The organism is Burkholderia plantarii (assembly GCF_001411805.1).
Lineage (GTDB): Bacteria > Pseudomonadota > Gammaproteobacteria > Burkholderiales > Burkholderiaceae > Burkholderia > Burkholderia plantarii.
In genome coordinates this window covers 1,045,741-1,068,882 of sequence record NZ_CP007213.1, presented here as the reverse complement: position 1 = coordinate 1,068,882, position 23,142 = coordinate 1,045,741, and the positions used below count along the sequence as shown (strand labels likewise).

At 69.0% G+C, this 23,142-nt stretch carries 18 protein-coding genes; 7 read left to right on the top strand and 11 right to left on the bottom strand.

Annotation, left to right across the window (positions count from 1 at the left end; all coding sequences use genetic code 11):
• Positions 1-25: 25 nt before the first annotated feature.
• From bpln_RS22000 to bpln_RS21950, 11 genes are all read right to left on the bottom strand, one after another.
• Positions 26-733 carry a PIG-L deacetylase family protein gene (locus tag bpln_RS22000; protein ID WP_055139998.1) on the bottom strand — a complete coding sequence of 236 codons (708 nt, stop codon included), beginning with the start codon at positions 731-733 and terminating at the stop codon, positions 26-28.
• On the bottom strand, positions 726-1,604 hold the full coding sequence (locus bpln_RS21995) for an aminotransferase class IV (RefSeq protein WP_055139997.1): 879 nt from the start codon (positions 1,602-1,604) through the stop codon (positions 726-728). Before bpln_RS21995 ends, bpln_RS22000 begins: the two co-directional genes overlap by 8 nt.
• A 21-nt stretch (positions 1,605-1,625) precedes the next feature.
• Positions 1,626-2,390 carry an iron-containing redox enzyme family protein gene (locus bpln_RS21990; protein ID WP_055139996.1) on the bottom strand — a complete coding sequence of 255 codons (765 nt, stop codon included), beginning with the start codon at positions 2,388-2,390 and terminating at the stop codon, positions 1,626-1,628.
• A 13-nt stretch (positions 2,391-2,403) separates the two neighbouring features.
• On the bottom strand, positions 2,404-3,321 hold the full coding sequence (locus bpln_RS21985; RefSeq protein ID WP_055139995.1) for a beta/alpha barrel domain-containing protein: 918 nt from the start codon (positions 3,319-3,321) through the stop codon (positions 2,404-2,406).
• A gap of 733 nt (positions 3,322-4,054) precedes the next feature.
• Complete coding sequence (locus bpln_RS21980; RefSeq protein ID WP_042627404.1) at positions 4,055-5,119, bottom strand: glycoside hydrolase family 18 protein; 1,065 nt, start codon at positions 5,117-5,119, stop codon at positions 4,055-4,057.
• Positions 5,120-5,703: 584 nt separating this feature from the next.
• Positions 5,704-6,894, bottom strand: coding sequence for an HlyD/EmrA/EmrK family protein (locus bpln_RS21975; RefSeq protein ID WP_055139994.1), 1,191 nt, complete (start codon positions 6,892-6,894; stop codon positions 5,704-5,706).
• A 4-nt stretch (positions 6,895-6,898) separates the two neighbouring features.
• Positions 6,899-8,455 carry an efflux transporter outer membrane subunit gene (locus bpln_RS21970; protein ID WP_055139993.1) on the bottom strand — a complete coding sequence of 519 codons (1,557 nt, stop codon included), beginning with the start codon at positions 8,453-8,455 and terminating at the stop codon, positions 6,899-6,901.
• Positions 8,452-9,393 (bottom strand): glycosyltransferase family 2 protein, encoded by a 942-nt coding sequence (locus bpln_RS21965; RefSeq protein WP_244132025.1) that lies wholly within the window; start codon positions 9,391-9,393, stop codon positions 8,452-8,454. The genes bpln_RS21970 and bpln_RS21965 overlap by 4 nt, the downstream gene beginning before the upstream one ends.
• A gap of 96 nt (positions 9,394-9,489) precedes the next feature.
• Entirely contained in the window at positions 9,490-11,139 is a 1,650-nt protein-coding gene (locus tag bpln_RS21960) for a DHA2 family efflux MFS transporter permease subunit (protein WP_420807379.1), read from the bottom strand.
• On the bottom strand, positions 11,136-12,521 hold the full coding sequence (locus bpln_RS21955; RefSeq protein ID WP_055139991.1) for a glycosyltransferase: 1,386 nt from the start codon (positions 12,519-12,521) through the stop codon (positions 11,136-11,138). The genes bpln_RS21960 and bpln_RS21955 overlap by 4 nt, the downstream gene beginning before the upstream one ends.
• 171 nt (positions 12,522-12,692) lie before the next feature.
• Positions 12,693-13,583, bottom strand: coding sequence for an alpha/beta fold hydrolase (locus tag bpln_RS21950; protein WP_042627399.1), 891 nt, complete (start codon positions 13,581-13,583; stop codon positions 12,693-12,695).
• 949 nt (positions 13,584-14,532) lie between these two features.
• Here bpln_RS21950 and betI point away from each other — a divergent pair.
• From betI to bpln_RS21915, 7 genes are all read left to right on the top strand, one after another.
• Positions 14,533-15,138, top strand: a complete 606-nt coding sequence (betI, locus tag bpln_RS21945) for a transcriptional regulator BetI (RefSeq protein WP_055139990.1) — start codon at positions 14,533-14,535, stop codon at positions 15,136-15,138.
• Positions 15,139-15,155: 17 nt separating this feature from the next.
• Positions 15,156-16,625, top strand: a complete 1,470-nt coding sequence (gene betB, locus bpln_RS21940; protein WP_042627397.1) for a betaine-aldehyde dehydrogenase — start codon at positions 15,156-15,158, stop codon at positions 16,623-16,625.
• Between the two features lie 25 nt (positions 16,626-16,650).
• Positions 16,651-18,351, top strand: coding sequence for a choline dehydrogenase (gene betA, locus bpln_RS21935; protein WP_042627396.1), 1,701 nt, complete (start codon positions 16,651-16,653; stop codon positions 18,349-18,351).
• A gap of 550 nt (positions 18,352-18,901) precedes the next feature.
• Positions 18,902-19,363: a response regulator gene (locus bpln_RS21930; protein ID WP_042627395.1), complete on the top strand. Its 462-nt coding sequence runs from the start codon at positions 18,902-18,904 to the stop codon at positions 19,361-19,363.
• Positions 19,364-19,641: 278 nt separating this feature from the next.
• Positions 19,642-20,598 (top strand): ABC transporter ATP-binding protein, encoded by a 957-nt coding sequence (locus tag bpln_RS21925; protein ID WP_042627394.1) that lies wholly within the window; start codon positions 19,642-19,644, stop codon positions 20,596-20,598.
• A gap of 18 nt (positions 20,599-20,616) precedes the next feature.
• The gene (locus bpln_RS21920; protein ID WP_055139989.1) at positions 20,617-21,381 is read left to right on the top strand and encodes an ABC transporter permease; all 765 of its coding nucleotides are present in this window, start codon (positions 20,617-20,619) and stop codon (positions 21,379-21,381) included.
• A gap of 165 nt (positions 21,382-21,546) precedes the next feature.
• Entirely contained in the window at positions 21,547-22,977 is a 1,431-nt protein-coding gene (locus bpln_RS21915) for an MFS transporter (protein WP_055139988.1), read from the top strand.
• Positions 22,978-23,142 lie beyond the last annotated feature (165 nt).

Here is a 23,142-nt window from a genome sequence, read left to right as displayed (position 1 = left end):
CGTCGCCTCCCTGGCCCGCGGGCCGTCAGGCCAGCAGCGGCGACACCGCCGGGAAGGCGCGCTGAAACGCTTCCGCATGCGTGATCGCCTGCGTTGCGCGACGGCTCGCCTGCGCGCCGCGCTGCAGCGCGACCCGCTCGTAATAGGCCCACACGCCCTGCTGCGACGCGATGCATTCAAACACCTGGCGCTTGCGCTCCCAGAGGTTCGAGATGTCGACGAACAGGTTCGCCTGGAAGTCGCACAGCTCCGGCTGATGCGGCTCGAAGTAGAACAGGCTCGACGGCGCCACCATGTCGGGGCCATGGCCCGGCGCGGTCGCGAACACGCGAGCCTGCTGCACCATCTCGCAGCTGTTGGCGTGATCGACGTTGCCGGGATCGACCGGGGGATGCGTGACGATGGCATCGGGACGGAATTGCCGGATGATCCGGTTCAGCCGCACCGTGCTCTCACGCGTGATCTCGAGCGGATAGTCGTCGAGATCGAAGCATTCGAGTTCGACGTCGAGCAGCTCGGCCGCCCGCCGCGCCTCGGTTTCGCGCGCGCGCTTGACCGTGGCGTGCGTGGCGTGCGCTTCCTTCCAGAGCTTGCCGGCCTCGCCCATCACGCCGAACGACAGGCAGACGACCTTCACGTCGTGCCCCTCGGCGCGATGGCGAAGCATGGTGCCCGCGGCACGCCAGACGAAATCGCCCGGGTGCGCCGCGACGACGAGCAGACGGTTACTCATGGTGGTCCTCCCTGACCAGATCGAGATAGCGGTCGACGAGCCGCCGTGTGACGGGTCGCTGCGCATGGTTGCGCAGCATGTACGCATCGACGGACGCGATCGGCGCGATTTCCAGCCCGGTGCCGCACAGGAACGCCTCGTCGGCCGAATGCAGCTCGTGCGGCATCAGCCGCTCCTCCGAAATGGTCAGCCCTTCCCGCGCGCCGATTTGCAGGATCGCCTCGCGCGTGATGCTGGGCAGGATCGCCTGGTCGAGCGCCGGCGTGCGCAGCCGCCGGCCCGTCACCAGGAACAGCGCGGCCGTCGGCGCTTCGCTGAGATAGCCCTCGTCGTTCAGGAATACCGGGAAGTCGAAGCCGGCCGCGCGCGCGGCGTGGTCGGCGACGAACGGGATCGAATACGCCGAGATGCACTTCAGCGCGGGCGGAAACACGTCATGGCGCGCCTTGCGCCAGCTCGAGATCGTGACCTTCGCGGCCAGGTCCTCGCCGAGCCACTTCTTGCGGCCCATCGGCTTCACGTCCACGGTCAGCGCCGCCTCCAGCTTCGCGCCCATGTCGCCGACGTTGACGGCGTGGATGCTCGGCCGGATGTAGCAGTCCTCGCGCAGACCGTTCGCTTCGATCAGGTGTTCGACGATTTCCGGAATCCGCTCGATGCCGGGGTCGGGCAATCCGAGCGTGCGCGCCGAGTTGGCGAGCCGCTCGAGGTGCGCCGCCATCCTGAACGGCCGCAACCGGCCGTCACGCGACAGGTAGGCACGCACGCCCTCGAACACGGACAGGCCGTAACGCATCGCCAGCGACGAGACGCGCACCGTCGCCTGCGATGCGTCCACGTAATCGCCGGCATGGAAGATGATTTTTGCCAAACCGAATCTCCTCGTCGAGGCTCAGGCTGCGTAGCGGAACGGCTCGGCCGCCGGATCGTGGAACTGCTCGAAGATCGCGTCGAAGTGGGCGTGGCGCCGGTCGATCGCGCGATCGAGGTAGCGATGCGCCTGGATGCGCAGCTCGTCGGTCGTGCAGTACGTATCGAGGAGGATCTCGGCCGTCTCGGCGTGATCCTCCTCGAGGTCGCTGACGGCCGTGTGGTCGCCGCCCGCGCGCTCGACCGCGCTCGCATGGTGAACGAAGAACTCGTAGCCCTCGGGCGGCAGCCGGTAGACGTCGCGCATCACCGACAGCATCGACTCGTTGCCGGTCGACACGACGGGCGGCTGGCCTTCCATCAGCAGCAGCACCGAGGCCACCCCGGCCGTGAAATGGACCGTGGTGTTGCAGGCCTCGACGTTGTGGTCGATCACGGCCTGCGTCTGCGGCAGCAGCGGCGCGGCGTCGATGTCGCGCTGCGTCACGCCGAGTGCGTTGCCGAAATCGACGAAGGTCTCGAGGTGGCGCTTCGAGTGGCTGAAATGGCCGGTCTCCTCCTCGAACACGTTCTCCACGAGCTCGACGCGCAACGCGTGATCGGGAATGCGCGACGCGATGCCGAGGATGTTGCGCGTCCAGTGGTTCTTGATCGGGAAGCGGTGGATCACGAAGTTCTGCAGCAGGCGCTTGCTCGCCTTGCCGGCCAGCACCGTCTGGTAGAGCCGGCTGGTCATCTTCTTGCGGCTGTTGATCTTGTCGCGCAGGGATTGAACGAATTCGCTCATGATGCGGTTCCTGTCAGAGGGAGGGTCGGGACTCGAGGGACTTGATCTTGTCGATGTTCAGGTTGTTGCGGCCGTAAAAGACGTTGTCGAGGCGCTCCTTGAAGCGCACCGGAAAGAAGTCGTGCGGAAAGCTGGCCGGCATCTGCGAGAAGCCGGCGATGTCGATCGGCCGTGCGTCGGCCTTCGCGAGTTCCGAGAGCAGCACCTCGATCGCCGCGTTGCCGCCGCCCTTGCCGACCCCGCCGATGGTGCCGTCGATCCACGACGCGCCCGCGCGCATCGCGGCCAGGGCGTTCGCGAACGCGAGATGCAGCGAGTCGTGCGCGTGAAAGCCGATCTGGCCGGCGAAATGGCGGCGCATCTCGCCGATGATCGCGGCGACCTCGTCCGGATAGAGCGCGCCGTTCGAATCGGCCGCGTAGAGCGTGTCGAAGCCGGCCTCGGCCAGGGCGCGCGTGATCGCGGCGAGCTGCGTGAGCGAGCGCTCGCTCACGCGCGTGATGTTGGCGCAGGCCACGAGACCGAGCCGCGCGGCGCGCTCGCCGAGCGCGAGCACCTTCGGCAGGTTCTGGTCGGTGCAGGTGAAGCGGACCACCGGGACGGGCAGATCCGCGAGTTCGTCGAGATCGGCCGGCTCGGCGTCGCCGGGCGGCACCATCACCCCGTAGCGGACGGCTTCCGTGCGCGCCAGCGAAGCGAGGAACGCATGCGGGCAGCGCGCGACAACCGTGGACGGATGCTGTTCGACGTTGCGCCGCCGGAAATAGCCGACCTCGATCACGTCCACGCCCGATGCGAGCAGCCGCGTGAGGATCGCGTCGATCTGCGGCGCGGAAAAATCATGGCCATTGAGGTAGCCGCCATCCCGCAGGGTGCAGTCGAGCAGCGTCACGGCGCGATCGGGATGCGCCTGATTCGAAAGCAAGGTCATAGCCTGAACTCCACGATTCGAACGCGCGTATTGCGCGCATCGTCATTCATGCCGAACGCAATACTCCACTCGCCGGCCGGAAAAAAGACGGAAAGTCAAACTAATCGATCCATAACATCATCACGCCGGCGAAATGGCATTTCGCGACGAAACCGGATCAGCCCGACGCCGATCGGGATTGATATTCACATCTGGATGGAGCGACAAACGCCATTACCGATTGTTTTCCCGCATGACGCAAGACTTGCCGAACCGGCGTATAAAAATGCCATCGAGCACACCGAATGTCGGGCCGCGGAACAGCGCGGTTTGGTTTCGAGCAGTGTGACACAACGGTCGATAACCATAAAAAAACAAAATAGATATTTCCGGACCATCGAACGTCACGCCTTTCGCTTTGTTTTTTATAAATAATCGTCCCGGGATTTTCATGTCCGAGGCGATTCCGCCATCCGGGCCGAGTGCCTGCCAAACACGTCGGCGCCCCACCTTTCACGTCCGCCAGGCTCTGGCAGGAGCGGCGAGCACGGGTGGCCGGCGCGCACGAGACGATCCGCGATTGCGAGGATCCGGCGCTCGAGGCATGGCTCGCGCAAGCGGGCGTCCGAGCCGGGCGACACCCACTACCCGAGCCCGATGAAAGACGCGCCGCGCCCGGCACGTGGCGCGGCGCGTTTCATTTCGGTCCGTCACGCGGTCCGGACGGCCCCCGCCGCCCGGACCGCCGCGCGGCTCAGAGGCCGAGCGCGGAGATGAAGCGGTTCGTGAAGCCGAGCGTGCCGGCCTGGCCGTAGCTGTTGCAGGTCGGCGAGGCATAGCTCTGCGTGCAGTCGTTGTCGCGATCGAACGACCAGAAATGCACGCCGGCCAGCCCGTTCTGCTGCGCGAACGAGGTGACGATGTTGACGTCGGCCAGCGTGAACGTCTCGCCCTGCGTGTCGTTGCCGCCGATCATCGGGGTCAGCTCGATCTGGCTGTACGGCACGCCCCAGTAGTTGTGCAGGCTGTTGGCCGCGGCCACCGCGGACTGGCCCATCTCGCAGGCGCCGTTCACCACCGTGCAGTTGCTCGCGATCGCGCTGCCGTAGTCCATCACCATCAGGTTGATGATGTAGTTCTTGAGGCCGGCGGCCTGGATCGCGTTCATCACCGACACGCCCGTCGAGCCGAGGCTCTGGGCCGCGTTGCCGCCCAGCGTCGCGATCGTGAAGCTGAAGCGCAGGTTCGGGAAGCTGGCCTGCGCCGCCTTCACGCGCAGCACCAGGTTGTTGATGTCGGTCTGGCTCTGGCCGGCCTCGATGTCGAAATCGATGCCCTTCAGGTTCGCCGAGTTGTAGGTGTTGATGAACTTCGTGAAGTTCGCGTCCGAGCCGCAGGTAAACGAGCCGGCCGCGCCGCCCGTCGAGATGATGTAGCTGCGGCCCGCGTTCACCCAGTTCTGCACGTTCGCGCTCGCGACCTGCGCGGCGGTCAGGCCCGACCAGCTCTCGCTGCCGCATTCGCCGGTGGCGAACGCCCAGGTCACCGTCTTGTCCTTGGCCGGCAGCACGTTCAGCAGCGGCTGCAGCGAACCGGTCACGGCCGTCGAGATGACGTTGGTGTTCCAGTTCAGGCTGATCGTGATGTCCTTGTACGGGCTGAACACGAAGTTGGACGGCAGCGCCGCGGCGGCGGCCGTGACGGCGGGCACCGCCTCCTGGCTGGCCGCGCCGGCGGCCAGCGCATGGCCGGCGGCGCACAGCGTCATGACGGCACCGGAAAGCGCGGCGGCCAGGCCTTTTATAATCTTGGTTTTCAAAGTGAGCTCCTGAGATTAAGGGGAAATTCTTCCTTGATTATCGAATCGAGTTCCCGAACTGCAGGTAATTTCGCAAGGCGATGCGGCGTTCCGATTTTGATATCGCCGGATTTACCGCATAAACATCTCAATCGATCCTGCTAAACACGGCGCACCGGATATTCACCCTTCAATCACAAGGAATTTGTAATAAGCGGGGCGAACCGGGTGCGACGGGCGGCGCGGGCGACGGCGCGACATACCGGAAGCAAGCATAGTATTTTCGACAGGAAATACACCTGTCCATATTGATAGGTAATCCATAAATTTAAAATCGTTTGAATTTAATTCGGATTTATGTAGTTACACCAGAATGCGTTTATCGAATCGAAATATCGAATCGCGACGAATGATCAAATGCAACGCCGTCGCGTGATTTGATTTTGCCGCGCTGCGCAATGGCGGGCGCCTCGCGGCGACGGCGGTCGAGCGAAAATCGAATGGAATGAGGAACATCGGGCGGGCCGGACGCAGGCAGATGCCGGCGCGTTCGCGCGGCGCGCCGGCACCGGCGGCGCATCCCGCCGGCCGCGCGCGTCGTGCGCCTACTGGTTCGCGCGGATCACCGCGGCGGCGGCGGCGTCGGCCTCGGCCACCACGTCGTCGTGGACGCGCGTGCTCTGCCCCGGCAGCGGCTGCTCGTTGTCGAGCAGGCGGCCGCCGCGCTGGCGCGTGTCCACCACCACGCGCATCGACAGCCCGATGCGCAGCGGATGCGCGGCCAGATCGGCCGCGTCGATCGACACCACCACCGGCACGCGCTGCACCACCTTGATCCAGTTGCCGGCCGCGTTCTGCGACGGCAGCATCGAGAACGCGCTGCCGGTGCCGGCCGAGAAGCCCTCGACGTGGCCGTGATAGACCACCTTCGCGCCGTAGATGTCCGACACGACGCTGACCGGCTGGCCGGCGCGCATGTTGCGGATCTGCCCTTCCTTGAAGTTCGCCTCGATCCACAGCGCGTTCAGCTGGATCAGCGACAGCAGCGGCACGCCGGGGCCGACCTGCGCGCCCACCTGCACCGAGCGCTGCGCCACCGTGCCCGCCACCGGCGCGACGATCGCGGTGCGCTTCAGGTTGCGCCAGGCGAGCTTGAACTGCGCGGCGGCCTGTACCACGGCGGGGTTGTCCTCCACCGCGAGCCGGCTGCCGAGCACGCGCGCCGATTCGAGCTGCGCGCGCGCGGCGGCCAGTTGCGCCTGCGCGCCGATCATCTGGGCCCGCGCGCGTGCCAGTTCCTCTGGCGAGACCACCTCGACGCTGGCGTTGGCGCGCGCCTCGTAGGCGCGCCGCGCGACCTCGAGATCGGCCTCGCGCGCGCTGACGGCATCCGCATACATCGCGTTCGAGACGCGCGAGTTGGCGGCCTGGCGCACCGCCTGCGCGAGCTGGGCGCGGGCCTGCGCGAGCGCCACCGAGGCCTCGGCGTCGTCGAGGCGCGCGAGCGTCTGGCCCGCGCGCACGCGCTGCGTGTCGCTGACCAGCACGTCGATCACGGTGCCCGGCACCTGCGCGGCCACCTGCACGATGTTGCCGGCCACGTAGGCGTCGTCGGTCTCCTCGTGATAGCGCCCGCTCAGGTACCAGTCGGTGGCCGCCGCGATCGCGGCCACCACGACCACGCCGAAGAACAGCGCGAAATGGCGGCGGCGCGCGGCGCGCTTCGCCTGAAGCCGGCCGGCCTCGGCCGTGGCGCTCGCGCCGTGGCGGGGCGCCTCGTTGTTGTCGTCGTGCATGCGCTCAGTCGAAGTGCGAATCGGTCAGTCGGTCGTGGGCGGGAAAAACGAGTCCGGAACCGGCGATGGCCGGCCCCGGCAGCCTGCTCGCGTCGAAGCCGCCGCCAAGCGCGTCGATCAGCCCGATGCGCAGCGCGCGGCGTCGCGCGAGCAGGTCGATCATGCGGGTGCGCTCGTCGGCCAGCGTCAGGCGCGCGTTGTTGACGTCCTTCTCCATGCCGAAGCCGCGGCGGTGGCGCTCCTCGGCGATGTCGACGATGCGCTGCGCCGCGTCCACCGCCTGCTGCTGCCCGGCAAGCAAGGTATCCATGGTGCGCAACTGCGTCAACTGCCGCGCGACCTGGCCGAGCGCCTCGTCCACGGTCTGGTTGTAGAGCGCGATGGTCAGGTCGGCGTTGGCCACGTCGCCGGCCAGCTTCGCCTTCAGCCGGCCGCGCTCGAAGATCGGCAGCGACACGGCCGGCCCGATCGAGCCGCCGAACGACTTGCCGCGCAGCAGCCCGGCCGGCGTCAGCGCGAACAGCCCGCCGATCGCGGAAAGGTTCAGGTTCGGATAGAAATCGGCGCGCGCGCCGTCCACCGAGGCGAACGCGGCCTGCACGCGCAGCCGCGCGGCGACGATGTCGGGGCGCCGGCCCAGCAGCTCGACGGGCAGCTGCGCCGGCAGCGGCGCGTCCACCAGTTCGCCCGGGTGCGGACGCGCGAGCGCGAGCCCGCGCTCGGGGCCCTTGCCCGTCATCACGCCGATCTGCACCTCGATCAGCCGGATCTGCTCGCCGGCCGAGGCGATCTGGCCCAGCAGCCGGCTGCGCTTGATGGCGGCGTCGCTGGCGTCGTAGGCGTTGTCGATGCCGCGCGCCGCGCGCTCGCGCAGCACGGCGTCGATCTGTTCGCCGGCCGCGCGCTTCTGCTCCAGCAGCTCGCGCTGCGCGTAGACCTGGTCGAGTTCGCAGTAGAGCGTGACGAGCGAGACCGCCAGCGTGAGGCGCGCCTGCTCGGCATCGACGCGCGCGGCGTCGCGGCTCGACAGGAAGCCGCGCGTGGCGGCGGCGTTGGCACCCCACAGGTCGAGCTGGTAGTTGAGCCCGGCGTACAGCGACGACGACGAGATGCCCGGATCGCCGAACAGATCGACCGGCACGTTGAAGCCGCCGGCGTTGACGTTGGCCACGCCGTCGCTGCGTGGCACGCGCGCCTTGGTGACCGAGGCGCCGGCCGTGCCGACCAGGCCCGTCATCGCCGAGTACTGCTGCAGCTGCGCCTGCGCGATCGCGATGCGCGCCCTGGCCGCCTGCAGCGTCGGGTTGTTCTCGTAGGCCTCGGCCACCAGCGCGTCGAGCTGCGCGTCGCCGAGCTGGCGCACCCAGTCGGGCGCGGGCCAGGCGCCGTCCGTGGCCCGCGGGCCGGTCACGCCCGCCAGCGCGTCCGCGGCGGGCACATGCGGCGCCACCGTGGTGTGGAAGCCGGACGGCACGCAGCCGCCTAACAGCATGCCGCTCACGAGGATGCCGGCCGCCAGTGCCGCGCGCGCCGGCCGCGCGAATCGAATCGGTCGGCTCATCCGTGGCGCACCCGCTTCGGGCGTACGCGCGCGGCCCAGCCCGGGCGCGCCTCGTCGAGCGGGCCGAGGCGGCCCAACAGGCCGTCGACCACGCCGAACGCGATGCCCTTGAGCTTGGCGCGCTTGTCGTCCTCGCACAGCACGATCTGCACGATCTGCCACAGCGTGAGCAGGTTCGGCACGATCGCCACCGGGAAGCGCAGGCCGTACTGCATGCCGAGCTGCGCGGCGTTACGCGCGCTGTAGTAGCGGCGGTACCACGGGTGGTGCATCGCCGAGATCTCGAACGGCCCGATCCGGTGGCGCCGCTTCGCGCCGATCCGGTGCGCCAGCACCAGCGACGGCACCACGTACACGGGCACGCCGCGCGCGAGCGCGCGGAAGCAGTATTCGGTATCAACGTGATCGATGAAGAGCGTCTCGTCGAAGCGGCCGAGACAGGCGAACGCCTCGCGCGAGATCACGCTGCCCGACGAGATCAGGAACGCGCAGCGCAGCGCCGGCGCATCGGGCGTGATCGACAGCCGCCGCACCGTCACGCCGTTGCTCGCCAGCTCGGGCAGGTAGCGCTGCTCGTTCTCGTCGAAGATGCGCGGGCCGGCCATGAACGCCTGCGCGCCGAAGCGCCCGCAGAGCGCGCGCATGGTCGGAAAGAACGGCTCGGGCACCGTCGAGTCCTGGTCGAACAGCGCGACCGCGTCGACGCCGCGCGCGAACAGCGCGGCCAGCCCCGCGTTGTAGGCGCCCGCGATGCCGCCGCGATTGCCGTGATGGATCAGCTCGACGCCGGCACGTCGCGCCGCCTCGCGCGCGCGCGGGTCCGGGGCCGGCGTGTTGTCGACCAGCACCAGCGCATCGCAGGCGCGCGCCACGTCGTCGATCCGCGCGAGCTGCTCGTCGCGCGCGTGATACAGGATGATCAGTGCCCCGAGCCTCATCGTCTTGCTCCGCATGCCGTGCCACCAGGGTTGGCCCGCGCGGCGGCGGGCGGGCGTGTCGGAAAGGTCCGGCGGATCACGTCGCGGCCTCCCGTCTCAATGTCCGATCGTCATGGCCGCGCCGCGCCTCGGCCGCGTCAGCCACATCAGGCAGGCCAGCGTCAGGCAGGTCATGCTGGCCATGAAATACATGTCGCCGGTGGCCATCATGTAGGCCTGCTTCTGCACCACGTTGCTCAGCGAGGCGAGCTCGCGCGTGCCGGTCATGCCCATCGCGTGCAGCGCGTCGACGTAGCGCCGAGTGTTGCCGTCCGATCGGGTCACCGCCTGCGAGACCACGTCGTAGTGATAGGTGGCGCGGTTCTGCCATAGCGTCACGCTCATGGCGGTGCCGAACGCGGCCGACAGCGTGCGCAGGAAGTTCGACAGGCTGGAGGCCGCGGCGAGCTTGTCGTCGGGAATCCGCGACAGCGTGGCCGCCGTGAGCGGGATGAAGAAGCACGGCAGCCCCATGCCCTGGATCAGCCCGGGCGTGATGATCTGCGTGAACGTCATGGTCAGCGTGAAGTGGGCGTTGTTCCATTGCACGCCGGCGAACACCAGGAAGCCGAAGGTGGCCAGCACGCGCGCGTCGAAGCGGCTCGAATAGAGCCCCACCAGGATCGAGAACACGAACGCGAGGATGCCGAGCGGCGCGGCGGCGAGCCCGGAATGGAACGCGTTGTAGCCCATCACGGTCTGCAGCCAGAGCGGGAACACCACGCCCACCACCGAGAACGCCATCATGCCGAGCGAGATGATCAGCACGCAGAACGAGAACGTGCGGTCGCGGAACAGGCTCAGGTCCACCACCGGATGCGCCTCGCCACGCTCCCAGATCAGCAGCGAGACGATCGCGAGGCCGGCCGTGATCGCCAGCGCGCGGATCAGCGTGGAATCGAACCAGCCGCGGTCGTGGCCGAGGTCGAGCATGGCCTGCAGCGCGCCCACGCCGATCACCAGCAGCACGATGCCGACCACGTCGATCGGGCCCGCGTGACCGCCCTCGCGCGACGGCTTCAGCAGCGTCACGCAGACCGTGAACGAGAACAGCCCGATCGGCAGGTTGACGAGGAAGATCCACGGCCACGAATAGTTGTCGACGATCCAGCCGCCCGCCACCGGCCCGAGGATCGGCGCGAGCAGCACCGTCATGGCCCACAGCGCGAGCGCGAGCGTGCGCCGCTCGGGCGGGAACGCGCGCATCAGGATGGTCTGCGAGAGCGGCACCATCGGCCCCGAGAACAGGCCCTGCAGCGCGCGGCACGCCACCAGCACGCGCAGGTCGCCGGCCAGCCCGCACAGCAGCGAGGTCAGCGTGAACAGCACGATCGAGGTGACGAACAGGCGCCGCTCGCCGACGCGCCGCGCGAGCCAGCCGGTGAGCGGCACCGCGATCGCGGCGGCCACCGAATACGAGCTGATCACCCAGGTGCCCTGGCTGTTCGACACCCCGAGGCTGCCCGAGATCGACGGTACCGCGACGTTGGTCACGGTCGAGTCGAGCACCTCGATGAAGGTGGCGAGCGACAGCGCGAAGGTCAGCAGCGCGAGCCGCGCGCCGCGCATCGGCGGCGCGGCGTCGGCAGGCGGCGGCGCGGGCTCGCCTTCGCGCGGTGCATCGGGCGGCGGCACGGCTGCGCTCACGCCGCCAATGGCGCCGCTGGCATCGGGCAGCGTCGCGTCTGCCAATGGGGAAGCACTCATGCGCCCGAGGCCTCCGGCGCCGCGAGACCGGGGCCATCGGCGGCGCGGCGGCCACGCGGCCCCGGCTCGCCGTCGATGCCTGGCGCGGGCCGTTCAGCCGGCGCGGCCGATGCGGGAATGAAGCGCTCGATGAAGCGCGCGGCCTCCACGCAGCCGTCGGGCGCGGCCGCCACGGCGGCGGCGATCTGCGCGCAGCGCACCGCGATGCCCTCGTCGCCGAGCACGTAGCCGAGCGCCGCGGCCAGCGCGGCGCTCTCCACCGGCGCATCCAGGCGCACCCCGCAGCCGCTGTCGGCCACGCGCTGCGCATTGTCGAACTGGTCGTGCGCCGACGGCATCACCACCTGCGCGATGCCGGCCTCGTAGGCGAGCGAGGCCGTGCCGATGCCGCCGTGATGCACCAGCGCGCGGCAGCGCGGCAACAGTCGGCGCAGCGGCAGGTAGCGGCGCGTCAGCAGCCGCGGCATCGCGTGGGCATGGCTTGCCTCGGGCGGCTCGTGGGCATCGGGCGGCGCGGCGTCGGGCGTGATCAGGATGCCGCGCGTGCCGGTCGCCCGCATCGCCTCGGCGGTCGCGCGCGCGAAGCCGGCGCCGTCCACGCGCGTCGAGCCGGCCGTGAACACCACCGGCGGCTCGCCCGCCGCGAGGAACGCCTCGAGCCCCGGGTCCGGCACCGGATCGTCGACGTCGTTGAAGAGCGGAAAGCCGGTCAGCCGATGATTGGCCGGCCAGTCTGGCTGCGGCGCCGCGAACCAGTCGGGGAACAGGCACAGCACGCCGTCGGTGGAATGCAGCCAGCGGCCGAGGATGCGGCGCGCCGGCGCGAGCCCCAGTTCCGCGCGCAGCGCGTTCAGCGCCGGCCCGCAGACCTTGTCGAGCACGCCGCGCTCGATCAGCGTGATGAGCCCCGCCTTCAGCGCGAGCGGCAGCCGGCGCGGCACGGTCAGGCGCTTGTGGGTGGGCGGCGCGTGCGCCGAGAGCAGCGTGGAGGGCGACACCTGCACCGACACGTAGGGCGTGCCATGGCGCTCCTGCAACAGGCGCGCGGAGAACGCCCAGAGCGTGCCGATCAGCACCGTGTCATCGTCCACCAGCGCCGAGAGCCGCTCGAAATGCGGGCGCAGCGACGGTGCGATCACGCCCCAGAGCGTGCGGAACGAGGTGCGCGGATGCCACAGCGCCGGGTTCGCCATCGCCTGCGCGTACTCGTGCGCCGTGCCGATCGGCACGAACGCGAAGCCGCAGCGCAGCGCGCCCGCCTCGAACTGCGGATGCGTGCAGAACACCACCTGGTGCCCGCGGGCCGCGAGCGCGCGGCCGACACCGAGCAGCGGGTACACGTCGCCCGCCGACCCGATCGCCGTGATGATCATCTTCGACATCGATACCGCCTCTGATGGGCTCGAAAGGAATGGGCGCCGCGCCTCGCGCGCGACGCACTCGGCACGCGCGGCGGGCGCGACGCGCGCCTCGTCATTCAGCATGGCCCGCCGGGGCCGCACGTCATGCCCGCGACCCGGCGCGCCGCCGCGCGAGCGGCTACGACGGCGCGGCTAGGACAGCAGCGGCATCGGCGACAGCGAATCGAACGAGCCGTCCGGCGAGGACGCGCTGCGCGCCTCGTCGCAGAAGTAGCCGAGGATCGCCGCGCGCACGTTCTCCTGCTGCTGGCGCCCTTCGAGGTCGAGGAAGTGGCCGGCCTTGCCGATCGTCTCGAACTCGGCGCGCCGCACGTAGCTGCCGAGCCGGCGCACGTCGGCCGGCGTGGTGTATTCGTCGAGTTCGCCGTTGATGAACTTCACGCCGCACTGGATCTGCGTGAACTGGTCGAGATAGGCCTCCGGCTTCATCTCGAGGATCTGGTTCACGTGGAAGGCCACCTGGTCCTGCTCGTCGCGCGGCAGCTTGGTCAGGTAGCGGTAGTTGTAGAGCTTCATGATGCGCGGCAGATAGCGGCCCACGGTGTCGTTGAGCAGCTGCGCGGCATGCAGGTTCTCGCCCGCCGCGATGTGGTCGCGGGCACGCGTGACGTAGTCGACCATCGCGTCGTTGAGGAACGGCGAGAACGAGGCCACCACCGCGCGGCGGATGCTCGTGCAGCCGCGCGAGAGCGCGAACAGCGACGCCACCCCGCCCCACGACACCGACAGCAGGTAGCTGGGCCGGAAGCGCTCGGCCAGGTGCAGCAGGATATCGACTTCGTCGTCCTTGGTCAGCACGAACTTGCCGGGGTTGTGCTGGCGCGACTGGCCCGCGTAGGGCAGGTCGAAGCAGAGGGAATTGAGCCGCTCGCCGAGGTAGCGCACGGTCTGGCCGAACGAGGCGGTGGTCGCGAGCGCACCGTTGATCAGGATGACCGTCTCGAACGACGGATCGTAGACGTGATGTTCGACGTAGACCTGCAAGCCATTCGGCAGCGGGACGACCTGTTTCTCGATAGGCATGGCGTACTCCGGCGGTAACCCGGCAATCAATGCGATACACGCTCGCTCGCGCGAAGCGCTCCCCATAGCCGGCCAACGAGCCGACGCCCCGTGGCGGCTATTCCCTGTGCCGGAACCCGCGCCCGTCTGCCGACGGATGCGGCCGCCATGGGCACGGGACGCAACACGCTCCGCACACCCACCTCATGGCCCCCGGCGCCTCGTAAGAATGACTTCCGACGCTTGTCGTTATTTCCGATTCCATCCTTGCACCCGCACTGCCTGACACATCGCGGCGCGCTTGCGCATGGGTATCAATACTAATACGCGACATCGCGGAAACTCAACCAATTCGATTTAATTTCAACAGAAAAAATTCAGCTTGCCTTTTCACGAACCTTTAAAAATTGTCCGAAAAATGCTGATTGAAAAGCCGGCTTCACACCGCCGCCATGCATTCCGTGCTACGCCACGCCGGCCGCCCTGTCAGTTCTGTCAGGCGCAGCATGACTGCCTGGATTCATCAGCGAAATTCCTTTTCCATCAACGATCTCGGCACATGTTGCAGGACGGCAGCGCGATGCCCCACGTTGGTGCCGCGACGCTCGACACCGGCGCGGTCGCGTTCCCTCGCGGGGCGCCGCCGCACCAGCGCGTTGCGCCTGCTTCATTCATGGCGCATTCAAAATAGAAAAAATGTGGGGCTTTAAAGACCTTAAACATAATTCACTGTTTTACAAACCTCGTCACTGTTGATCGATCGAGCAACCGCGGGTAATGCCGACCGGTTTTCACGCCGGCCGACCGGTAAAACTTTCTCTGTCCGCCGCGCCCGATCGCCGGCGGTGTCGCGCGGCTGCCGCCGCCGTCCGGATTCATCACGCCGCCGGCCATCCCGTCGTTTTTTATTGATTGAACGTTCAATAAAAAACCGCTAACCTGCCGGCTTTCCCGACCCCGCCCCGCTGCCATGCCCAAACTCGGAATGCGCGAAGTGCGTCGCGCGCAGTTGATCGACGCGACGCTGCGCGCCATCGACGAAACCGGCCTGCCCGGCACGACGCTCGCCTCGGTCGCGCAGCGCGCGAACATCTCGACCGGGATCGTGAGCCACTACTTCGGCGACAAGGACGGCCTGCTCGAGGCCACCATGCGCCACGTGCTGCGCGACCTGCGGGCGGCCACCACGCGCCGCCGGGTGGCCGCGCGAAACGAGCCGCGCGCCCGGCTGCGCGCGATCGTGGCCGCGAACTTCGACGACACGCAGGTCAGCACGCCCGTCATGAAGACCTGGCTGGCGTTCTGGTCGCAAAGCATGCATGCGCCGGCGCTCGGCCGGCTGCAGCGCGTGAACACGCGGCGGCTGCATTCGAACCTGTGCGCCGAGTTCGCGCGTGCGCTGCCGCGCGAGCGCGCCCGGCACGCGGCGCTCGGCCTCGCGGCGCTGATCGACGGGCTCTGGCTGCGCGGCGCGCTGGCCGGCGTGCCGATCGACACGCGCACCGCGCAGCGGCTCGCCAACGAATACATCGACCAGCAGCTCGCGCACGGCGCGGCTGGCGGCATCACCGATTGATTGATCAGGAGGACTTCATGACGGTTTACGGTCTGCAACGGCTTTACATCGGCGGCGGCTACGTCGACGCGACGAGCGGCGCCAGCTTCGACAGCCTCGACCCCGCCACCGGCGAGCACCTCGCCGTGATCCAGCAGGCCGCCGCGGCCGACGTCGACCGCGCCGTCGCGTCGGCGCGCGAGGGCCAGCGCGAGTGGGCCGCGCTGACGGCGATGCAGCGCTCGCGCGTCCTGCGCCGCGCGGTCGAGCTGCTGCGCGAGCGCAACGACGAACTCGCCGCGCTCGAGACGCGCGACACCGGCAAGCCGATCGCCGAGACGCGCGCGGTGGACATCGTCACCGGCGCCGACGTGATCGAGTACTACGCGGGGCTCGCCACCGCGATCGAGGGGCTGCAGATCCCGCTGCGCGAGGACGCGTTCGTCTACACGCGGCGCGAGCCGCTCGGCGTGTGCGCCGGCATCGGCGCCTGGAACTACCCGGTCCAGATCGCCTGCTGGAAGAGCGCGCCCGCGCTCGCGGCCGGCAACGCGATGATCTTCAAGCCGAGCGAGGTCACGCCGCTCACCGCGCTGAAGCTCGCCGAGATCTACACCGAGGCCGGCGTGCCGGCCGGCGTGTTCAACGTGGTGCAGGGCAACGGCGTGGTGGGCGCGCTGCTGGCGGGCCATCCCGGCATCGCCAAGGTGTCGTTCACGGGCGGCGTGGAGACCGGCAAGAAGGTGATGTCGCTGGCAGGCGCCTCGTCGCTGAAGGAGGTGACGATGGAGCTGGGCGGCAAGTCGCCGTTGATCGTGTTCGCCGACGCCGATCTCGACCGCGCCGCCGACATCGCCGTGACCGCCAACTTCTTCAGCTCGGGCCAGGTCTGCACCAACGGCACGCGCGTGTTCGTGGAGCGTGCCGTGAAGGACGCGTTCGTCGCGCGCGTGCTCGAACGCGTGGCGCGGATCCGCGTGGGGCACCCGGCCGATCCGGCCACCAACTTCGGCCCGCTCGCGAGCGCCGCGCAGCTCGACAAGGTGCTCGGCTTCATCGAGAGCGGCCGGGCCGAGGGCGCGAAGCTGCTGGCCGGCGGCGCGCGGCTCGTGGACGGCCATTTCGCGCGAGGCCAGTACGTGGCGCCGACCGTGTTCGCCGACTGCCGCGACGAGATGCGCATCGTGCGCGAGGAGATCTTCGGGCCGGTGATGAGCATTCTCGACTTCACCGGCGAGGACGAGGTGATCGCGCGCGCCAACGACACCGCCTTCGGGCTCGCGGCCGGCGTGGTCACCGAGAATCTTTCGCGCGCGCACCGCGTGATCCACCGGCTCGAGGCCGGCATCTGTTGGATCAACACCTGGGGCGAGTCGCCGGCCGAGATGCCGGTGGGCGGCTACAAGCAGTCGGGCGTCGGCCGCGAGAACGGCATCACCACGCTCGAGCACTACACGCGCATCAAGTCGGTGCAGGTCGAGCTCGGCCGCTACCACCCGGTGTTCTGAAGTTCCGACGACAGGAGGCAAGGCGATGACGACCACGCACGAATACGACTACATCATCTGCGGCGCCGGCTCGGCCGGCAACGTGCTCGCCGCGCGGCTGACCGAGGACGCCGACGTGACCGTGCTGCTGCTCGAGGCGGGCGGCCCCGACTACCGCTTCGACTTCCGCACCCAGATGCCGGCCGCGCTCGCCTACCCGCTGCAGGGGCGCCGCTACAACTGGGCCTACGAGACCGATCCCGAGCCGCACATGGACAACCGCCGCATGGAATGCGGACGCGGCAAGGGGCTCGGCGGCTCGTCGCTGATCAACGGCATGTGCTACATCCGCGGCAACGCGCTCGACTACGACAACTGGGCGACGCACGCCGGGCTCGAGGACTGGACCTACCTCGACTGCCTGCCCTACTTCCGCCGTGCCGAGACGCGCGACGTCGGCGCCAACGACTACCACGGCGGCGACGGGCCGGTGTCGGTCACCACCAGCAAGCCCGGCGTCAACCCGCTGTTCGAGGCGATGGTGGAAGCCGGCGTGCAGGCCGGCTACCCGCGCACCGACGACCTGAACGGCTACCGGCAGGAAGGCTTCGGCCCGATGGACCGCACCGTCACGCCGCGCGGGCGGCGCGCCTCGACCGCGCGCGGCTACCTCGACCAGGCGCGCGAACGCGCGAACCTCGAGATCGTCACGCATGCCGTGGCCGACCGCGTGCTGTTCTCGGGCAAGCGCGCCACCGGCGTGGCCTACCTGCGCCGCGGCCAGCCCGTGACGGCGCACGCGCGCCGCGAGGTGCTGGTGTGCAGCGGCGCGATCGCCTCGCCGCAGCTGCTGCAGCGCTCGGGCGTGGGCCCCGGCCAGTGGCTGCGCGAGCTGGACATCCCGGTCGTCCACGAGCTGCCCGGCGTGGGCCAGAACCTGCAGGACCATCTGGAGATGTACATCCAGTACGCCTGCAAGGAGCCCGTGTCGCTGTATCCGGCGCTGAAGTGGTGGAACCAGCCGAAGATCGGCCTCGAATGGATGCTGAACGGCACCGGGCTCGGCGCCAGCAACCATTTCGAGGCGGGCGGCTTCATCCGCACGCGCGACGAGGATCTCTGGCCGAACATCCAGTATCACTTCCTGCCGGTGGCGATCAACTACAACGGCTCGAACGCGATCGAGATGCACGGCTTCCAGGCCCACGTCGGCTCGATGCGCTCGCCGAGCCGAGGCCGCGTGAAGCTGACCTCGCGCGATCCGGGCGCGCATCCGAGCATCCTGTTCAACTACATGGCCGAGCCGCTCGACTGGCGCGAGTTCCGCGACGCGATCCGCGCCACGCGCGAGATCATGCGCCAGCCCGCGCTCGACCGCTTCCGCGGCCAGGAGCTGAACCCCGGCACCGAACTGAAGTCCGACGCGCAGCTCGACGCGTTCGTGCGCCAGCGCGCCGAGACGGCGTTCCACCCGTCGTGCTCGAACAAGATGGGCTACGACGCGATGGCGGTGGTCGACAACGAGGGGCGCGTCCACGGCCTGGACGGCCTGCGCGTGGTGGACGCGTCGATCATGCCGATCATCACGACCGGCAACCTCAACGCGCCGACCATCATGATCGCCGAGAAGATCGCCGACCGGATTCGCGGGCGCCGGCCGCTCGCGCGATCGACGGCGCCGTACTTCGTCGCGAACGGGGCGCCGGCGCGCGGGGGCAAACCGGCGCGGCAGGCGCAGACCGCCTGACGGCGTGCCGCGGTGCGGGCCGCCCGAGGCCGCGCCGCGCTTCCGAAACCGGATTTGCATCACCGCGTCACCGCGTTTTCCCGATTCACGGCCACGGCGGCATCGCCTCGTCGATGCCGTTTCGCGCCGCCGGCTCGCGGCACGTCGCGTCTGTCTCCCCCGGTCAACCGGTTTTACAGGCCGGCACCGGCCGCCCTGAAAAATCTACAAAAATGGACGGGCCGGCCGGCCACCCCCGCCGCGCCACATGCGCCCGCGAACCCCGTCGCACCAGCCGCCGGCCGGCCGCTCACGGCATGCGACCCCACATGGCACGAAGCCTGCTTACTACAACGCCGCCGACGTCTTCGGCCCGGCGCGCGAGGCGCACCCCGCCGCGCCCCGGACCCATGGCGTCGAACCCGGACCGGCGCACCCGCCCGGCAACCGGCCTCAACAATTTGGAGAAGCCAGCTTGGCAGGCCTTACCCAACAGTCACGCCACGAGTCGAACCACCGGGGCGTCATCAAGCTTCACCGCGATCAATCGCCCTGGATCGGAATTGTCGAAATGAACAAAGCTGCTGGAAACATCCTGCTGGTCGAGGATTCACCGCTGGACGCCGAACTGACCGAGACGGCGCTGTGGTCGATCGGCATGCACAACCCGCTCGTCACGGTCGGCGACGGCGAAGCCGCGCTCGACTACCTGCTGCGCCGCGGCGCGTGGTCCGAACGCGCGCCGGGCAACCCCGACTTCGTGCTGCTCGACCAGGGCCTGCCGAAGCTGGACGGCTTCGCGGTGCTCGCGGCGATCCGCGCCGAGCCCGCGCTCGACAGCCTGCCCGTGATCATGCTGACGGGATCGACGAGCGAGCACGACCTGAACCGCTGCTTCGAACTCGGCGCCGACGCGTACATCGTCAAGCCGCTGAAGCTGTCGAACTTCCTGGCCGCGGTGGAATGCGTGAACGGCAAGCTGCAACTGCCGAGCCAGCTGTTCCCGGCGTTCTTTGGCGGCAGCGCGGCCTGAGCTTCCCGTGCCGGGGCCGGCGGCGGCGATTCGCGCGGCATCGCGAACAAATCATGAGAATTCGCCGGGATTGTTCGCCGACGGCCCACCCTTGCGCGCTCAGGCGGGCCCGCGTCCCGCGCCCCTGACGGCCGCCGGCCGCATCGTTATCCTGTTTCACGCATATCGATAGCGCGATTGCTACCATAGCGTTCCCGAAACCGGCCGGCATCGGGGTGCCTCGCGGGCCGTCCCGCCGTGTTCCCGCCACCGCGCCGCCGCCACCGACCACCCGACCCGTGACTCCAGAACCGATACTCACCGTCTCCCATCTGTCGAAAACCTACGCGTCGGGCTTCAAGTCGCTCGACGACGTGAACCTGTCGATCCGCTCCGGCGAGATCTTCGCGCTGCTCGGCCCGAACGGCGCCGGCAAGACCACGCTGATCAGCACCATCTGCGGCATCGTCACGCCCACCGAGGGCACCGTGACCGTGGGCGGCCACGACATCGCCAGCGGCTTTCGCGCCGCGCGCCAGATGATCGGCCTGGTCCCGCAGGAACTGACCACCGATTCGTTCGAATCGGTCTGGGCCACCGTCTCGTTCAGCCGCGGCCTGTTCGGCAAGGCGCCGAATCCCGCCCACATCGAGAAGGTGCTGAAGGACCTCTCGCTCTGGGACAAGCGCGACAACAAGCTGATGACGCTGTCGGGCGGCATGAAGCGCCGCGTGCTGATCGCCAAGGCGCTCTCGCACGAGCCGCGCATCCTGTTCCTCGACGAGCCGACCGCCGGCGTGGACGTGGAACTGCGCCGCGACATGTGGAAGCTCGTCGACCAGTTGCGCGCGAGCGGCGTGACGATCGTGCTGACCACGCACTACATCGAGGAAGCCGAGGAGATGGCCGACCGGATCGGCATCATCAACGGCGGCCGGATCGTGCTGGTGGAAGAGAAGACCGAGCTGATGCGCAAGCTCGGGCGCAAGCAGCTCACGCTGCAGCTCGACACGCCGCTCGCGGCGATCCCCGACGCGCTGGCCGGGTTCCGGCTCGAACTGGCCAAGGACGGCGCCGAGCTCGTCTACACCTACGACGCCGAGCGCGAGCAGGCGATCGCCGCGCTGCTCGGCGCGCTGGCCGAGGCCGGCATCCGCTTCCGCGACCTGCAGACCTCGCAGAGCTCGCTCGAGGAAATCTTCGTGAGCCTCATCGACGGCGGCCGCTCCGCCTCGACGAGCGCCGCTTCCGCCTGACCCGAGACAGGACACCGCATGTTCAACCTGCACGCAGTTCGCGCGATCTACCGCGCGGAAATGGCCCGCACCTGGCGCACCCTGACCCAGAGCATCATCGCGCCGGTGATCTCCACCTCGCTCTACTTCGTCGTGTTCGGCTCGGCGATCGGCTCGCGCATCAGCGCCGTGAACGGCATCAGCTACGGCTCGTTCATCGTGCCGGGCCTGGTGATGCTGTCGCTGCTGTCGCAAAGCATCTCGAACGCCTCGTTCGGCATCTACTTCCCGCGCTTCACCGGCACCATCTACGAGATCCTCGCGGCGCCGGTGTCGTACTGGGAGATCGTGCTCGCCTACGTGGGCGCGGCGGCCACCAAGTCGGTGCTGCTCGGCTTCATCATCCTGATCACGGCCAGCCTGTTCGTGCCGATGCACATCCTGCACCCGGTCTGGATGGTGCTGTTCCTGCTGCTCACCGCGATCACCTTCAGCCTGTTCGGCTTCGTGATCGGCATCTGGGCCGACAGCTTCGAGAAACTCTCGCTGGTGCCGCTGCTGATCGTCACGCCGCTCACGTTCCTCGGCGGCAGCTTCTATTCGGTCGACATGCTGCCGCCGTTCTGGCGCGTGGTCACGCTGTTCAATCCGATCGTCTATCTGGTGAGCGGCTTTCGCTGGGCGTTCTTCGGGCTTGCCGACGTGCATATCGGCATCAGCCTCGCGATGACGGCACTGTTCCTGATCGCGCTGCTGTTCGTGGTGGCGTGGATCTTCCGCACCGGCTACCGGCTCAAGAAGTGACGACGTAACGCCACCTCGGGGGGGCGGGCGCGGCACCGCCCCCCGGCTCGCCGATGGCGCGACTGTTCCAGCCTGATGCCGAATTCGTTCTATTGTGTCGATTAATGGTCACATCTACTGACCGGGTACCGCCTCACTCCGAGGCCGGCCCTGCCAGAGAACGCCGTGTCCGCCGCTGCCCCTTCCGCCTCCGCCGCACCCGCGAGCGCCGCCGCGCGCCTCGAACGCCTGCCGTTTTCCCGCTACCACGCGCTGATCTGCGCGGTCATCGCGATCGCGTTCTTCTTCGATTCGGTCGATCTCGGCACGATGACCTTCGTGCTCGGTTCGATCCGTAAGGAGTTCGGATTATCGACGGCGATGGCGGGCCTCGTCGCCAGCGCGAGCTTCTTCGGCATGGTGGCGGGCGCGGCGCTGGCGGGGCTGCTGGCCGACCGCTTCGGCCGCCGGCCGGTGTTCCAGTGGAGCATGGTGCTGTGGGGCGCCGCGTCCTATCTATGCTCGACCGCGCAGAGCGTCGAGGCGCTGATCGCCTGGCGCGTGCTGCTCGGGCTCGGCATGGGCATGGAATTCCCGATCGCGCAGACGCTGCTGTCCGAATTCGTGCCCGCCGCCAGTCGCGGCCGGCTGATCGCGCTGATCGACGGCTTCTGGCCGCTCGGCTTCATCTGCGCCGGCGTGGTGTCGTACTTCGTGCTGCCGCCGCTCGGCTGGCGCGCCGTGTTCGCGCTGCTGGCGATTCCGGCCGTGTTCGTGCTGGTGGTGCGCCGCGTCGTGCCCGAGTCGCCGCGCTGGCTCGAACACCGCGGCCGCCGCGACGAGGCCGCGCGCGTGCTCGACCGGATCGAGGCCAGGGTGATGCGCTCGGCCGGACTCGCCTCGCTGCCGGCGCCGTCGCGGCTCGCCGGGCCGGCCGTCACGCGCGGCCGCGGCGCGTTCCGCGAGATCTGGAGCGGCCCGTACCGGCGCCGCACGACGATGGTCTGGCTGCTCTGGTTCTTCGCGCTGCTCGGCTTCTACGGCCTCACCTCGTGGCTCGGCGCGCTGCTGCAGCAGGCCGGCTTCGCGGTCACGCAGTCGGTGCTCTATACCGTGCTGATCTCGCTGGGCGGCGTGCCGGGCTTCCTCTGCGCGGCCTGGCTGATCGAGCGCCGGGGCCGCAAGCCCACCACCATCGCCTCGCTGGTCGGCGGCGGCGCGATGGCCTACGTCTACGGACAGACCGCGCTGCACGGCCAGAGCGTGGCGCTCCTGATCGGCACCGGGCTCGCGATGCAGTTCTTCCTGTTCGGCATGTGGGCCGCGCTCTATACCTATACGCCCGAGTTGTACGGCACCGGCGCGCGCGCGACCGGCTCCGGGTTCGCCTCGGCGATCGGCCGGGTCGGCTCGCTGATCGGCCCCTACGCGGTGGGCCTGGTGCTGCCGCGGTTCGGGCAGGGCGGCGTATTCACGCTCGGCGCGCTGTCGTTCGTGGTCGCGGCGCTGGCGGTGGCCTGGCTCGGGATCGAGACCAAGGGGCGCGCGCTGGAGGAGTTGACGGGCGACGAGGGCGAGGCGGCCGGGCGACGCTTCGCGACGGGGGCGGCCGACTGAGTTCCGCGAGAACCGCGTTCGCCGGCGGCGCGGTTCGCGATGATGGGTGACGCGAAGCGGTCGGTGCCGCGGCCGGCGCCCGATCGGCAATCGCATCGCTCGCGGCGTGCATCGGCACACCGGCTTGGCCGCCGCGCGCCGTCCCGGCGTCCTGCGCAGCCGCTC